This is a genomic window from Burkholderia sp. AU32262 (assembly GCF_020419985.1).
Lineage (GTDB): Bacteria > Pseudomonadota > Gammaproteobacteria > Burkholderiales > Burkholderiaceae > Burkholderia > Burkholderia semiarida.
The window spans coordinates 1-14817 of the sequence record NZ_JAIZRS010000042.1; the positions used below are offsets into that span (position 1 = coordinate 1).

16 protein-coding genes are annotated in these 14817 nt (G+C 66.0%); 9 read left to right on the forward strand and 7 right to left on the reverse strand.

Annotated elements, in window-relative coordinates:
- The coding region (locus LGN10_RS33875; protein WP_155753829.1) for a DUF3400 domain-containing protein at nt 1–136 on the forward strand (136 nt) is incomplete at its 5' end.
- A 49-nt stretch (nt 137–185) separates the two neighbouring features.
- Here the strand turns inward: LGN10_RS33875 and LGN10_RS31590 are convergent.
- Nucleotides 186–1118 carry a thioesterase II family protein gene (locus LGN10_RS31590; RefSeq protein ID WP_226226084.1) on the reverse strand — a complete coding sequence of 311 codons (933 nt, stop codon included), beginning with the start codon at nt 1116–1118 and terminating at the stop codon, nt 186–188.
- Between the two features lie 123 nt (nt 1119–1241).
- Here LGN10_RS31590 and LGN10_RS31595 point away from each other — a divergent pair, with 123 nt between their 5' ends.
- The 7 genes from LGN10_RS31595 to LGN10_RS31625 all read left to right on the forward strand — a co-directional run bounded on the left by LGN10_RS31595 (nt 1242) and on the right by LGN10_RS31625 (nt 7658).
- Nucleotides 1242–1952, forward strand: a complete 711-nt coding sequence (locus LGN10_RS31595; protein WP_059583855.1) for an ABC transporter ATP-binding protein — start codon at nt 1242–1244, stop codon at nt 1950–1952.
- On the forward strand, nt 1949–3340 hold the full coding sequence (locus tag LGN10_RS31600; RefSeq protein WP_059642209.1) for an ABC transporter permease: 1392 nt from the start codon (nt 1949–1951) through the stop codon (nt 3338–3340). Before LGN10_RS31595 ends, LGN10_RS31600 begins: the two co-directional genes overlap by 4 nt.
- A gap of 61 nt (nt 3341–3401) precedes the next feature.
- Nucleotides 3402–3836, forward strand: coding sequence for a FixH family protein (locus LGN10_RS31605; RefSeq protein WP_226226086.1), 435 nt, complete (start codon nt 3402–3404; stop codon nt 3834–3836).
- A 59-nt stretch (nt 3837–3895) separates the two neighbouring features.
- Nucleotides 3896–5038 (forward strand): DJ-1/PfpI family protein, encoded by a 1143-nt coding sequence (locus tag LGN10_RS31610; protein ID WP_060967281.1) that lies wholly within the window; start codon nt 3896–3898, stop codon nt 5036–5038.
- A gap of 109 nt (nt 5039–5147) precedes the next feature.
- A complete protein-coding gene (locus LGN10_RS31615; RefSeq protein WP_059642217.1) occupies nt 5148–5930 on the forward strand; it encodes an outer membrane lipoprotein-sorting protein in 783 nt (260 codons plus the stop codon).
- Nucleotides 5927–7198 (forward strand): hypothetical protein, encoded by a 1272-nt coding sequence (locus LGN10_RS31620; RefSeq protein WP_226226088.1) that lies wholly within the window; start codon nt 5927–5929, stop codon nt 7196–7198. Before LGN10_RS31615 ends, LGN10_RS31620 begins: the two co-directional genes overlap by 4 nt.
- 67 nt (nt 7199–7265) lie before the next feature.
- Entirely contained in the window at nt 7266–7658 is a 393-nt protein-coding gene (locus LGN10_RS31625) for a RidA family protein (RefSeq protein ID WP_059583847.1), read from the forward strand.
- A gap of 19 nt (nt 7659–7677) precedes the next feature.
- Here the strand turns inward: LGN10_RS31625 and LGN10_RS31630 are convergent, their stop codons facing one another.
- The 6 genes from LGN10_RS31630 to LGN10_RS31655 form a co-directional block, all read right to left on the reverse strand.
- Nucleotides 7678–8904 (reverse strand): cytochrome-c peroxidase, encoded by a 1227-nt coding sequence (locus tag LGN10_RS31630; protein WP_226226089.1) that lies wholly within the window; start codon nt 8902–8904, stop codon nt 7678–7680.
- 58 nt (nt 8905–8962) lie between these two features.
- Nucleotides 8963–9925: an amidohydrolase family protein gene (locus tag LGN10_RS31635; protein WP_060315601.1), complete on the reverse strand. Its 963-nt coding sequence runs from the start codon at nt 9923–9925 to the stop codon at nt 8963–8965.
- Nucleotides 9922–10584 (reverse strand): GNAT family N-acetyltransferase, encoded by a 663-nt coding sequence (locus LGN10_RS31640; protein ID WP_226226091.1) that lies wholly within the window; start codon nt 10582–10584, stop codon nt 9922–9924. The genes LGN10_RS31635 and LGN10_RS31640 overlap by 4 nt, the downstream gene beginning before the upstream one ends.
- A gap of 13 nt (nt 10585–10597) precedes the next feature.
- Complete coding sequence (locus tag LGN10_RS31645; protein WP_059583841.1) at nt 10598–11623, reverse strand: PLP-dependent cysteine synthase family protein; 1026 nt, start codon at nt 11621–11623, stop codon at nt 10598–10600.
- Nucleotides 11624–11783: 160 nt separating this feature from the next.
- Nucleotides 11784–13619 (reverse strand): alpha/beta hydrolase, encoded by a 1836-nt coding sequence (locus LGN10_RS31650; protein ID WP_226226092.1) that lies wholly within the window; start codon nt 13617–13619, stop codon nt 11784–11786.
- A 10-nt stretch (nt 13620–13629) separates the two neighbouring features.
- Nucleotides 13630–13896 carry an acyl carrier protein gene (locus LGN10_RS31655; protein WP_060010806.1) on the reverse strand — a complete coding sequence of 89 codons (267 nt, stop codon included), beginning with the start codon at nt 13894–13896 and terminating at the stop codon, nt 13630–13632.
- Between the two features lie 172 nt (nt 13897–14068).
- Here LGN10_RS31655 and LGN10_RS31660 point away from each other — a divergent pair, with 172 nt between their 5' ends.
- Entirely contained in the window at nt 14069–14815 is a 747-nt protein-coding gene (locus LGN10_RS31660) for a TenA family transcriptional regulator (RefSeq protein WP_226226094.1), read from the forward strand.
- Nucleotides 14816–14817 lie beyond the last annotated feature (2 nt).

Sequence of the window (14817 nt, forward strand, 5' to 3'; positions counted from 1 at the left end):
GCGCTACGGCGAGGACGCGAATCTCGAAGCGGACTACATCGTGGTCGAGATCGCGCGCCAGGTGCTCGGCGAGAACTGGATGGCCGATTATGTCGCACGGGCCAACCATGGCGGGATCGAGCGCGTGATGCTGTGACGGGACGACCTCGCAGCCGATGCGGCGCGACCGGTTCTCCGTATCGAAGCTATGCCTGTGCGGCCAGCGTCGCGACCACGCGATCCTGAAGCTCGCGTTCCCGGGCATGGATGAAGAAATGATCGCCGTCGAACCGATGAAGGGAGAACGGTCCGTCGCTGTAGCGGCGCCATTCGCGCAGCGCGTCGATATCGACATGCGGATCGTGCAGGCCGCCGAATACGGTCAGCCCGCACCGCAACGCGAATGGCGCATCGGTGCAATATCCTTCGGCGAGCGCCAGATCGGCGCGCAGCGCGCGCAGGAAATGCCGAAGCCAGTCCGGCTCCGACAGCAACGCATCCGGTGTGCCGCCCATCGTTTTCAGCCAACCGATGAGGTCCGGTTCCGGCAACCGATGAATCGAGAGCGGACGCGGTGCGACATGCGGCGCGCGGTGCGCTGCACAGAACGCATGAACGGGCCCGCGAAGCCGTCGTCGATCGAGCTCCTTCAACCATTCGATACCGACGACACTGCCGAAACTGTACCCGAAGGTGCCGAATGGCTTGTCGAGGAGCCCGCTCGCGGCCGTGGCCAACGCATCCGTCATCGCATCCAGCGACGTCGGCGGCGCTTCCGAGAAACGCGTCTGGCGTCCCGGCAGTTCGACTGCGACGACTTCGATCCAGTCGGGCAGATCGAGCGCCCAGCGCCGATAGAGCAGCGAGCCGGCACCGGCGTACGGGAAGCAGAACAGCCGGTGCGTGGCCGCGGGTTGCGGGCGATGCAGGATGAACCAGGGCGTGATCTTGACTGGCATGCCGATTGGGAACGGAAGTCGTGACGAGACGCGGCCGCGATTCGATCCGGGGCGGCGCGCCGATGACGGTGCAGCGTAATCGCAAGGGGCGGCGACGTGTGCCGTCCGACGGTACAGGTTGACGGTCCCTCCCGGCCGTGATTGTTCGCGAATGCGGGACGCGACATGCCATCCCGGCATCGCGTTCGCGCCCGGACGCTGCCCCAACGAACAGGTTTTTCCGTACACGCAAGTTGGTATTCTGCGCTGCGCGATCGTCCTGCACCGTGCTGTCGCGGCCTGCCAACTTCGTACATCGAGACCATGAACGCCGTAATACTCGAAGCCGTTGAAAAGTCGTATCTGATGGGCTCCGTCAACGTGACCGCGCTGCGCGACGTCACGCTCGACATCCGTGACGGAAGACTGACCGTCATTGCCGGCGCGTCCGGCAGCGGGAAGTCGACGTTGCTGAATCTTGTAGGGTGCGTGGACCGGCCCGATCGCGGCCGCATCGTCGTGGCGGGCGAAGAGGTCGGCCGTTTGTCGGACGACGCGCTGTCGGATTTTCGTGCCCGCCGGCTCGGTTTCGTCTTCCAGAACTTCAATCTGCTGCCGGTGCTCACGGCGCACGAAAACGTCGAATATCCGCTGCTTCTCGCGGGCACGCGATTGACGGAGTCCGAGCGGGCGCTGAAGGTGCGGGACATGCTCGATGCGGTCGGCCTGGCCGACAAGGCGCACCATCGTCCGGGACAGATGTCGGGCGGCCAGCGGCAACGGGTCGCGATCGCACGCGCACTCGTCGCGTCGCCGAACCTCGTGCTGGCGGACGAGCCGACCGCCAATCTGGACAGCAAGACCGGCCAGCAGATCATCGCGCTGATGCGGCGCTTGCAGCGGGAGCGGCGCGTCTCGTTCGTGATTTCGTCGCATGATCCGCAGGTCATCGCGGCGGGCGACGACGTCGTCCATATTGCCGACGGGATCGTGTCCGACGTGACCCGCACGGACGAGCAGGAGGCGTTCGCATGAAGACATTTTCGCTCGCGCTCCGCAATCTGCTGCGCAACCGCCGTCGCTCGATCACGACCTTGCTTGCGATGATCGTCGGCGCGCACGCGGTGCTGCTGTTCGGCGGCTATACGCGCAACATCACGTATGGTCTGCAAACCGATTACGTGAAGTACGGCGGCCACCTGCAGATCGAACGCAAGGGGTTCTACGAGTTCGGCAGCGGCAATCCTTCCGAGTACGGGATCGACAACTACGAAGCGATCATCGACGCGGTGAAGGCCGACCCGGTACTGGCGACGATGGTGCTCGTCGCGACGCCCACGCTGCAGTTGCAGGGCATCGCGGGCAACTTCGACGCGGGGTTGTCGCGTACCGCGCTCGCGCTCGGCGTGCGCGTGGACGACCAGAACCGGATGCGCGCCTGGAACGACTATCGCTTCCCCGTGACGATCCCGCCGATGGCGCTGACCGGAACGACGGGCGACGCAGCCGTGATCGGTACGGGCCTCGCGCGTGTACTCGAACTGTGCGGGCCGCTCAAGGTGCCCGACTGCAAACCGCCCAGGAAGTCCGCGGACGCCACGCCTGCCTCGCCGCTTCCGGGCGATATCGCGGCCCTTGCCGAGGGAACGCGCGCGGCGCCGGCCGCCGGGACGAGCGGCCGGCGGATCGAACTGCTTGCGGCGACCGCGCGCGGTGCGCCGAACGTGGCGGAACTGCAGGTCGTGAAAGCGGAACGACAGGGCATCAAGGAATACGACGACATGTACGTCGGCCTGCATCTCGCGCAAGCGCAACGACTCGTGTACGGCACCGAGCAGCCGAAGGCCACGGCGATCGTCGTCCAGTTGCGCCACACGTCGGATTTGCCTGCCGCGAAGGCGCGGCTCGAGACGCTGCTCAAAACGAAATTCGCGGGTACGGACACGGAAGTCGTGGATTACACGGTGCTGAACCCGTTCTATGGTCAAGCGCTTGCGATGTTCGCGACGCTGTTCGGTTTTGTCGCACTGCTGATCGCCGCGATCGTGCTGTTTACCGTGGGCAACACGATGAGCACGGCGGTGTTCGAGCGCACGGTCGAAATCGGAACGCTGCGCGCGATGGGGTTGCGCCGCGCCGGCGTGCGGCGCCTGTTCCTGTGCGAAGGGCTGCTGCTCGGCGTGATCGGCGCGGTGCTCGGCGTCGCCAGCGCGGCGTTGCTCGCCGGCGTCATCAACGTCAGCGGTCTGACGTGGACGCCGCCGGGCCGTTCGCCGGTGCCGCTGATCATTCGCGTGTGGGGCGAGAACGACCTGATCGTCGGCACCGCGATCGGCCTGCTCGTGGTGTCGATGCTGTCCGCGTTGCTGCCCGCGCGCCGCGCGTCGCGCATGGAGATCGTCGATGCGCTCCGCTACGCGTGATCGAGCGGCCGGATCGGGCGTCGTTGAAATGTCAATGAAATCGATTCGTCGGCGGATCGTCATGTTAGCCTTCGCCGGGAGCTGCATCGCCATGCTCGGCGCATGCGGCGCACCGGCCGAGCAGTCGGTTCCCGCGGGTCTGAATCTGTCGTTGACGCGAACGACGGCGTCGGGCGCATACGTCGTGACGCTCGAGCCGCCCACGACACCGCCGCCGCTGAACCGGATCCATGTCTGGACGGTCAGCGTGAGCCGTGCGTCGGGCGAGCCCGTGCGCGGTGCGCGCATCGACGTGAGCGGCGGGATGCCGCAGCACGGGCACGGTCTGCCGACGCGCCCCCGCGTGGTCGAGAGCGACGGAAAGGGTGCGTATCGGCTGCAGGGGATGAAGTTCAGCATGCCCGGCTGGTGGACGATCACGCTGAAGGTCCGGGACGCGCAGCGCGACGACGACGTGACGTTCAACGTCGTGTTGCCGCCGGTGGTGGCGTCGTGACGGCCGGCACGGGCGCCATGCCTGATTACTGGATGAGTTCCATACACGGAGAGGCTTCAATGCGAAAAGTCATGCTGTACTGGATGATGTTGCTGCTCGCGCCGCTTGCATCGGGCATCGCGAACGTTGCCCATGCGGGGCCCGCGAGCGAAGCGTCGGCGCCGGCAGCGGCCGCGCCCGCGGCGGCACGCGCCGACCGGCTGCCCGCCTATCAGCCGCGCTTCGGGCGCACGCGCCCGATCGTCGCCGTCGTCGGCGAAAACTACTATACCGAGCTGACCGACTACGTCGTTCCCTATGGCATCGTGGCCGAATCGGGCGCGGCGGATCTCGTCGCGCTCGCGACGAAGCCGGGCCCGATCCGGATGTTCCCGGCGCCGATGAACGTCATTCCGGACGAAACCACCGCGCAGTTCGACGAGCGCGTGCCGCAAGGGGCCGACTACGTGATCGTGCCGGCCGTGCATCGCGACAGCGATCCGGCGCTGCTTGCATGGGTGGCCGGGCAGGCGAAGAAGGGCGCGACGATCATCGGCGTGTGCGACGGCGTCTGGGTCGTTGCACGCGCGGGGCTGCTGGAAGGCCGCCGCGCAACGGGGCATTGGTACTCGATGAACGATCTGCGCAAGAAATTCGCCGATACGCGCTGGGTCGACGGCAAGCGTTACGTTGCCGACGGCAAGGTCGTCACGACGACCGGCGTCACCGCGACGATTCCGGTATCGCTGGCGCTCGTCGAGGCGCTCGCCGGGCACGAACGCGCGCTGCAGGTCGCCGAGCGGCTCGGACGCCCTGCATGGTCGTCCGAGATCGCGACCGACCGCTTCAGCCTCGGATTGCCGGCGATGGCGACGATCGCAACCAACTATGTGTCGTTCTGGTCGCACGAGGATTTCGGTATCCCGATCGCGCCGGGCGTCGACGAAATTGCGCTCGTGCTCGAGGCCGACGCCTATTCGACGACGTTCCGCTCGACCGCCTACACGGTGGCCGCGAGCCGCGAACCCGTGCGCACCCGGCGCGGGCTGACGATCGTTCCCGATCGTGTGGCCGGCGTCGACGCGCCGACGCGGATGCTGTCCGCACCGGTCACGCGCTATCCGTTGCATGCGCTCGATGCATCGCTGAATGCGATCTCGTCCGAATTCGGCAAGCGCACGGCCGCCTGGGTCGCGCTACAGATGCAGTATCCGGGCTACTGAGCTGCGCGTCGCAGCGTCCCCGTACGTCCTCTAGCCAGTCGGTTCTCCGCCCGTTCCGGGCGGGGGCCGCACTCGTCCCCGTCATTCCGTATTTGCCCCGGAGATTCCGATGCAGACGCATTCGATGGCGCGCCTGGGCGCCGCCGCGATCCTCGCACTCGCCTGCTGTACCGCGCACGCCGCGCCCGATCCGCAGCGCATCCTCGCCGCGAGCGATGCCGTTCGCAACCCGAGCGAACCGTTCACGCTGAATGTCACGCTGACCCAATACACCGATGGCAAGCAAACCGATTCGAACGCACTGACCGCCTATTCGCGGATCAACCCGGCGAGCGGCCAGTTTCGCAGCCTGATTCGATTCGCGGCACCGGCGCGCGATGCGAACAAGCTGATGCTCAAGAGCGGCAACGATCTGTGGTTTTTCGATCCGGCGAGCAAGGCGACGATCCGCATTTCGCCGCAGCAACGGTTGCTCGGGCAGGCGTCGAACGGCGACGTGGTCACCGTCAATTTCGCGCAGGGATATCGTGCGCAGGTCGAGGCGGAGGAGGATGTGCAGGACGGCGAGCGCCAGATGCGCCGCGCGTACCGGTTGAAGCTCGTCCAGAGCGTATCCGACATGACCTATCACTCGATCGAGATGTGGATCGATACGACGGATTCGCGCCCCGTGAAGGCACGTTTCTTCAGCGAAAGCGGCAAGCTTCTCAAGACGGCCTTCTATCGACGCTTTCAACAGCAGCTCGGCGCGTTGCGGCCGACCGAGATCGTGATCATCGACGGGCTCAATCCGAATCTCGTGACCGTGATGCGATACGCGGACTACGTGGCGCGGGAGATTCCGGATGCCTGGTTCCAGTCCGATTTCATGGCGCGTTTCCAGCCGGAATGATGACGCGAATCGGCATCGCCTGTATCGCGTTGGCCGGCATGGCGGGCGTATGCCATGCAAACGATGCGGAAGAGGCCGGACTCGCGCTTGCCGACGCGACGCCGGTGCAGAAGGTCGACGACGGCAAGTACCAGTTCAGTCTCGAACCCGGCTTGCGTTTCGCCACCCTGCGGCCGGGCGGCACGCGCACGGCCACGCGCCTGTCGCTCGACCTGAGTGCGCGCCATGCATTCTCGAACGGCTGGGGCGTCAGTTTCGCCGATCGACTCGACCTGAACGGTCCGTGGCGCTTCGACGGCGACTCGGGCGCGATCAATACGCTGAAGGAACTGTATGTGGACGGCCGCGTGGGCGGCGGCAGCACGCTGCTGCAGGCCGGCCGCGTCAATGTGCGGCTCGGTGTCGCCACCGGCTACAACCCCACCGACTTTTTCCGCGACAACGCGGTCCGTTCGGTGACGTCGGTGGATCCCGCGAGCCTGCGCGAGAACCGGCTCGGTACGGTGATGCTGCGCGGCCAGCAATTGTGGGCCGACGGTTCCGTCAGCGCGCTCGTCGCACCGCGGATCGCGGATCGCGCAACCGACGCGTCGTTCTCGCCGGACTTCGGCGCGACGAATCAGCGCACGCGCTGGATGCTCCAGTTCAGCCAGCGCGTCATCTCGGATCTGTCGCCGCAGATCGTGATCTACGACGACGGAAAGCCCGGCAGTTCGCCGCAGTTCGGCGTCAATCTGGTTCATCTCGTCAACAACGCGTGCGTCGGGTACGTGGAGTGGTCGGGCGGGCGAGGGCCGTCGACGCTTGCACGCGCGCTCGGGCAGCCGTACAGCGACGTCGCGTTCCGCTGGAAGCTCGCGACCGGCGCGACCTGCACGACGTCGCGCAATCTTTCCGTCACGCTTGAGTACGACCGGGACGGCGCCGCGCTCGATCGCGCGGGCTGGCAGGCGCTGCGCAACGGCCCCCCGGCCGGCTACGCCGCCTATCGAACGCTGGCGGCCGCCCAGCAGGACGCCACGACGCGCGACGGGCTCTTCGCGATGGTCAGGTGGCAGGATGCCTGGATCCAGCGTCTGGATCTGTCCGGTTTCGTCAGGTTGAACCTCGCCGATCGCAGCCGGCTTACCTGGCTCGAGGCGCGTTATCGCTTCGCCAGAACCGATGTCGCGCTGCAATGGCAGATCAATGCGGGCGCGTCGACGACCGAATACGGCGCGCTGCCGCAGTCGAATCTCTTTCAGTTGCTCGTCAAGCACTATTTGTAACGCGGGAACGGATGCCCGTACGTATCGCGTGACGGGCAGCACCGCCCGATTCGAGGAGAGGAAGCGCATGAAACGCTATGTGACGTCGGGCAACGATCTGCCGCAATGGCCGTCGCCGATCAGCCATGCCGTTGTCGCCAACGACACCTGCTATCTCAGCGGCCAGCTTTCGCTGGACGCCGACGGCCGCTACGTGCCGGGTACGCCGGCCGAAGAAGCGAGACGCGCGTTCGCGAACCTGTTCCGCGCGCTCGAAGCGGCGGGATTCAGCCCACGCGATCTCGTGTTCGTCGACATCGCATTCTCCGACATCGGCGCGCTCGCGGAAGTGAATGGCGTGTATGCCGATCTGTTTCCCGCGGATCGCCGGCCTGCGCGGACCGTCTATCAGGCGGCTGCGTTGCCGTTCGGCGGCCAGGTCAAGGTGATGGGCGTCGCCGTTCGCGACGCATCACGCTGACGGGCGGCGGCGCGGACGATCAGCGCTCGACGACAGGGCCGGAAAACGCACCGAGCAGCGCGACGAGCTGCCGTTGCTCGTCGTCCGACAATGCGATCCGCTTCAGTTCGCTATGCCCGATCGCGGCCGCGGGTGCGTCCGCGTAGTGGCGCATCACGGCGTCCAGCGACGCGAATTGACCCGCGTGCATGTACGGCGGCCGCAGTGCGACGTTGCGCAGGCTGGGCGTCTTGAATGCGCCGAGCATCTGCGGGTCGTCGGTCGAGATGAATTGCAGCTCCTCGCACTGCTCGGGCTTCGCATCGCTGAACGGCCCCATGCAGTTGAATTCGTCGTGCAGCACCTTGTCGACCGCCGTCGCGCGACCGGTGTCGGCAGCCGTCCCGCTACGCGGCGGTACGCCGATGTTGTGGAATTGCCGGTCGCTCAGCATGGGCCCGGTGTGGCAGGTCATGCATTGGCCCTTGCTCACGAACAGGTGGAGGCCTGCCTTTTCGGTCGGGGTCAGCGCGGCCAGCTTGACCGGATCGCCGGTCCGGACGCCGTCGACATAGGTATCGAAGCGTGAAGGCCCGTACCGTAGCGTCGCTTCGTACGCCGCGATCGCCTTGCCGAGATTCGCGAACACGCGCGACACGTCGGTGCGGGTGCGTTCGTCGAGCCCCTGCCAGACAGCTTTCTCCGCGTCCGTGCCGAGCGGGCCGCCGTCACGGGGCAGCGCGCTCAGGTCGGGCAGCGGTCCGAACAGAGGCTCGTAGGCGTCGCGGTAGTGCTCGGCCAGCACATGGGCGGCGCGCAGCCGGGTGCCGCCGTGCTCGTTGTGATCCTCGATCGGCCCGATCGCCTGCGACCACAGGCTGTCCTTGCGGCCGTCCCAGAACAGCCACGGCGCATCGGTCGCGCCGACGACGGGCATCGTGCGGCGCACGCCGACGCCCACGCCGATCGCCAGCGGGCGCCCGTCTTCGAACTGGCGATCGGGGGCGTGGCAGCTCGCGCAGGCGATCGCGCGGTTTCGGCTGAACCGGGGGTCGGAGAACAGACGCTTGCCAAGCTGCGCTGCTTGTGCGGACGTGGCCACGCGATTCGACGGGTCAACCTTGACGCCGGCGTTCGCGGGCAGGCGCATCGATTCGAGCTGCGCCCGTTCGTCGGCGCGCCAGTGGTCAAGCGTGTCGGCGGTTTCCGCCATCGCGTCGGCCCGATGCCCGGGCCACGCGGTCCAGACGAGCAGGGCGCCGATCATCGAGGCAGCCGCGAGCCCGTAGTGCGTGCGGGACGGCCGTCGCACGCGACGGCCGGAATCACGCCATCGCATCGATCGTGCGCGATGCCGGCAGCAGTGCGCGCGCATTGCCCGACATCAGCCACTTGCGTTGTACCGGCGCGACCGACGCGAGCGGGCCGTCGGGCGCGAGGAACTGCTCCATGACCTTGCGATGGCCGCCCGAGTTGCGAAAGACCGGCCAGTCGGTGCCGAACAGAATCTTGTGATTGATGTTCATGCGGAACAGCTCCGCGAGCGCGACCGACCACCCCTGCGGATGCTGGGAGCCGAGAAACGCGCTGACGTCGAGATACACGTTGGGCCGATACGCGCACTGTCGCGCGCAGGCGTCGACGTGATGGACGGCGCCGTGCGCCAGGATGAAGTTCACGTCGGGGAAATCGAACGCCGCGCGGTCGAGCAGATCGGGGTGCGAGTACGCGAACTCGAGCGCCGGGCTGGTCGGACCCACGTGCAGAAGAACCGGCAAGCGATGGGCGCGACAGATTTCGTACAGCGGGTAAAGGCGCTTGTCGCTCGGGCTGTAGCCGCAGGGCGGGTACAGTTTCAATCCGGAGAAGCCGTACTCGGTCACGCCTTTCTCGAACAACGCGACACCGTCCGCTCCCCAGCGCGGATCCATGCCGCCGAACACGTGAAAGCGCTCGCCGTGACGCTGCAGGATCGCATGATGCTCGGCATACATCTCGGCGATCGTGAGATCGCTTTTCATCACGTACGTGAAGTCGGGCAGCAACAGCACGGCCTGCCCGATGCCGGCCGACGTCATGTCGGCCACGAGTGCATCGCCGAAGTGGTCCTGACTTTGCGCGAGGTAGGTATCGAGCAGTTCCGATCGCGATTTCCGTATGCCGTTGGCGACGAGCCGCACATGGATGTTGGCGCAGAATCCCTCGAGGAACGCCGTGGGAATGAAGCGCGTCGATGCGATGTGGCAGTGCGAGTCGATGATCGGCCCGGTGTAGAGGGCGTCGCTCATGCCGATGCGCTGGCGGCGGTTCGGTTGGCGTCGCGGCCCATGAGCATGCCGAGCGCGCGTTCCTTGAGGTCCGCCACGCGCTGCATCATGAAGTGGCCGGCATGGACCTTCCCGTTCGCACGGGCGTAGTCCGGCAAAGTGCCCCACGTCTGAAAGCCGTAGTGTTCCCATACGCGATGCGCGGGCGTGCCGTCTCGCACGTCGAGCGTCACCAGTTCGACATTGTCCCGATCGCATTGCAACGCGATCTCGACGAACGCGGCAGGCAGCACGCCGCCGCCGCGACAGGCGTCGTGGATCATGCCTTTCGCGAGATCGGTGATATGGCGGTTGTTGGGATTCACGTTGCGGCGCAGCGTGCACAGGCCGATCAGTTGCCCGGTGTTCGCGAAGATCGTCAGCAGGCGAACCTTCTCCGCGGCGAGATTCGAGCGCAGTTCGTCGAGATAGCGGTCCGCTTCCGCGTCCGTGATGGTCTCGGCGAAGCCGATGATCGGCGCCGTTTCGCTCGTGCGCCGCATCAGTTCGACGATCTGCGCGCCGAGCGCATCGTCGACGCCGTTCGTCCAGCGATACGTGACGTGCGTGATGTTGGCCTTCGGCAACGCGATCGGATACCGTGCGCCGTCGGCAAGCAAGGTGCGAATGGAGTCGTTCATGGGTGTCCCTGGGTCACGTGGTTTCGAGGGCCACTGCGCTTTCGGCGCGTGGCGGTGTCGCGGAGGTGCACAGGTCGTCGAGCACGGCCTGGAGGCCGTGATCGATCAGCCACTGATCGTCGTAGATCGTGTCGAGATACTTGGTACCGCTGTCGGGGAACACGAGCACGATGTTGGCCGGGCCTTGCAGGGTGGCGACGTAGCGGCGTGCGGCCTGCGCGATCGCGCCGGACGAGCCGCCGAGCAGCAGGCCTTCGTCGAGCGCGAGGCGGCGGCAGCCGATGAACGCATCGCGATCGACGATGCGCATCGTGTCGTCGACGAGGTGGATCAGGATGTTTCCGGGCTGAAAACTGAGCCCCGCGCCGTTCTGCAGATGCGGCCGGTACGTGCCGCCGAACACGACCGAGCCGTCGGGCTCGACGCCGATCACGCGGGTTGCGGGATCGCGCTCCTTCACGTAGCGGGCGATTCCGCTCAGATGGCTGCCGGTGCTGGCGGACACGATCACGGCGTCGAGCCGGTCGGCGAGCTGCGAGACGATTTCGGGCCCGGTCGAGTAATAGTGGGCGTCGATCGCGGCCGGATTGTTGTATTGATCGAGGTTCACGCAGTTCGGCACGCTCGCGGCGATCGCTTTCGCGACCGCAATGCGCTTGCGCTGATAGCTGCCCGTTTCGTCGGGGTGTTCGACCATCTCGACCTCGCCGCCGAATGCCCGCACGAGATTGGCATTCGTCTTCGGTGTTTTCGGATCGAGCACGCAAATGAAGCGATAGCCGCGCGTGGCGCACAGCATCGCCAGCGCGTGTCCCATGTTGCCGGACGTCGATTCGACGATCGACCAGCCCGGCTTGAGGCCGTGGTCGCGCTCGGCCTGGCGCAGCAACTGAAGCGCGCTCCGGTCCTTGACGCTGTTGCCGGGGTTGTAGCACTCGAGCTTTCCGTACACGCGGATTTTCCTGTGCTCGTTCGACAGGCTTTTCAGATACAGCAGCGGCGTATCGCCGATCAGTTCGACAAGGCTGTTTGCGTACATTCGAAATCTCCGACCAGCGGGTTGGCATTGGCTTGCGCGTCGTTCGCGAGCGACACGACGCGATCGGCCGCGTGGGATCCGGCTTGCTGCCACAGTGCGACTTTAGTGATCGATGCCCCGGGCCTGTAACTGTCCGAACGGGCATCCGGAGGCTCGTACGTCACAGTTCGCCCGACTCCATTTCCATCTCCATTTCGACACGGTCGGCCGCCGGGACGATTCGCAGTCTCGGATGCGGCAGTGCGTCGGATGTCACGGCCGGAGCGTCGACGAAAATGCCGACGAGCTTTGCCAGGAGCGCCGCATTCTGATGAACCATGTGATGACTGCCGCCTTGAAGCTCGACCTGGATCGGACGAAGCTGTGCCGACGTAATGGCTCGCGCGCGGATCGCGCACGTCATTTCGTCGTATTCCCCGGTCACGAGCAGCGCGGGGATGCCGGCGATCGACGTGTCGCGTTCGGCCTCGATGCGGTGCGCGCGGAAATTCAGCAATTGCCCGCTGTACTCGATCATGTTCGCCGCCGACACGAACGGCGCGTGCAGCCAGTGACGGGTCGCGGAGTCGGGTAGCGCGAACATCGACGCATGGCCGCCTTCGAGCGCGTCGTTTCGCGCCCGCTTGTCCAGAAGCCCCGTCATCGATCTGGCCATGCTGTCCGCGGCCTTCGGCATGCGCGCGACGAGCGAGCACATCGTGTTGAGATTGTTTTCGTAGGCGCTGTCCGCGCCGTCGTAGTCCTGAGCGCCGGCAAACGACGGGGCGATCAGGCTCATCGACGCGATGCGGCCGGGCAGGGCGCGGGCGAGCGCCAGCGCATATCGGGCGCCTCCGCACCAGCTCGCGACATGAATCGCGTCGATTCCCTCCACGTCGAGCAGTTCAGTCACGCTTCGCGCATAGCGCTCAGGCGCATCGGGGCCCGAATAGTACGCGCGTGTCAGTCCTGCGTCGGCCGGTGCATCGTCGGCGTCGTCCGCCAGATAGAGCGAGAAATCCGGCGCCAATCCGGCCGCGAAGTCGTGCCATACGTCGTGCGGGATGCCGAATGCGTTGATCAGCAACATGGCGCGGGGGCCGCGCCCGGCACTCAGGTACGCGTGCCCGCTGCCGGTCGTGATCCGGCGCGCGGACGGCAGGTCGACAAATCGGGGCGCGTCGCGCCGTTCGTGCCGGGCGGCGTGAGCGGCGACGCGCGCGGCGATCCGGCCCTGCCAGTCGAAGCCGTCGCAGCGCAGTCGGTGAGACGGGATGCCGGGCGGCGGCACGTGCGCGCCGTCCGCGTACCCGAGCAACCGTTCGGCATGCTTCAGATTCGTTTCGAGCAGCGCGAGAACGGCGTCCGCTTCGGCCTCGGCAGCATCGGTTCGGGTCGGAATCGGCACCCGTCGCGCGACGGTTTCGGCGAGTTCGCGCCACGCAATGCGCCGCTCGCCATGCACGACGTGAAGGCCGGGCGACGCTTCCGTCGCAAGCCACGCAAGTACGGCTTCAGCCGTCAGCAGGCAAGCCGCGCCGGCAGCGTCGGCAGGCAACGCCAGCGGCGCTTGCTCGAAGTACGTATCGATACGGCGGCGTACCTCGAACACGGTGTCGGCAACCGCGTCGGCGAGCGTGTCGACGGATGATAGCGATGACGCGCCCGCGTCGCCGAAGGCCGTCGTGCCATCGGCGAGCGCATCGCCGAGCACGACGATGCATGCGTTCGCGACGGATGCCGCCGCGACGTCGAGCGCGGCCGAAAGGGTTCGGGGCAACGACGCGAATTCGCGTGTGCGACGAAGGTCGGGACCGTCGATCACGATGGCGAGCCGCCCGGAACCGGATGCGTTCAATGCCTCGCCCAGTTTCGCGAGGCGCGCGTACGTGCCCGTCGTCGCATTGCCGTCGGCCGCCGCACGCAGCGCGTCGAGGTCGCCGGCATCCAGCAGGCAGACGCGGCCGTAGCCGCCGGCCGACGGCATCATGCGTGCATCGAGCGGATGATCGTTCATCGTCATCTCGTTACGCTTTCACGGACAACAGCATTTCCACCAGATCGACCGCGTCGCCGATGGTTTCGAGGTTCGCGACCTGTTCCGTGTGCGATGCAAAGCTGACGCCGAGCCGATCCTCGGTCAGCGCCATCAGCGACAGCAGCGAAATCGAATCGAGCATCAGATCCGATGTGAGCGACGTTTCCCGCGTCAGCATGTCCGGCGCGATATCGAGCGCGGCAATCTGCGGAATCAGTTCGGTAAGCGTAGCGAACACGGTCGCGTGATCGTCCATCGGATTCTCCAAGTGCCGTAGGGGTTCCGCTTTATAGCGTCATGCCATCGCACTGCCTACCTGCACTGACGTACAGGGTTGGCGTACAGGCGAGACACTCGCCCGAACGGACAGGTTTCAGCCTTGAAAGCCGCCATTACATTGCCGGTTACCTCACCGACAGGGAACGATCATGACCCTCACTAACGAAGCCGTGCTGATGGACAAAGCGACGTTTTCCCGCGCGTTGCGCGACACGCTGGACGAGCAGCTCACGCTCGATCATCCGATCTTCGCGGAGTTGTTTACGCCTCAGAAAAACTGGCGGTTGCTGAAGATCATCACGCTCGAGGGATACCAGATCACCCGGTACTTTCTCGAGTACATCGAGAATCTGTACTTCCGCTGCCCGTTTCCCGACCACAAGCGCCGGCTGCTGTACAACCTGTTCGAAGAGGAAACCGGACGCTTCTCGAAAACGAAGAACCATGTCGAGCTCATGGAAGACTTCATTCGCGCGCAAAACATCAGCGACGAGGAGCGCGATGCATGGACGCCGTCCGCGGCCACGCGTGAACTGATCGACTATCGCCTCGAGAACTGCAAGGGCGAGGGCGCCTACCATATCGGCGCCGCCGCGGTGATGATCGCGAGCGAAGGGCAGAGCCTGGAAACCCGCGCGGGCGACGCGCGCCACTCCATTCTGGCGAAGTGCTACGGGCTCACCGAGGAGGACACGCGGTTTTTCTCGGTTCACCAGAAAGAGGACGTCGCGCACGTCGCCGAGGGCATCTCGCTCGTGACCGACCTGTGCACGACCGCGCAGATGCAACAGGAAGCGCTGTTCGCGGTGCGCCACACGTGCAAGCTGTTCTGGAACATGTACGAGAGCGCCGCGCAAAAGTACTACGTGTCCGCGGAGGGCGTCGCGCACGCTTGACG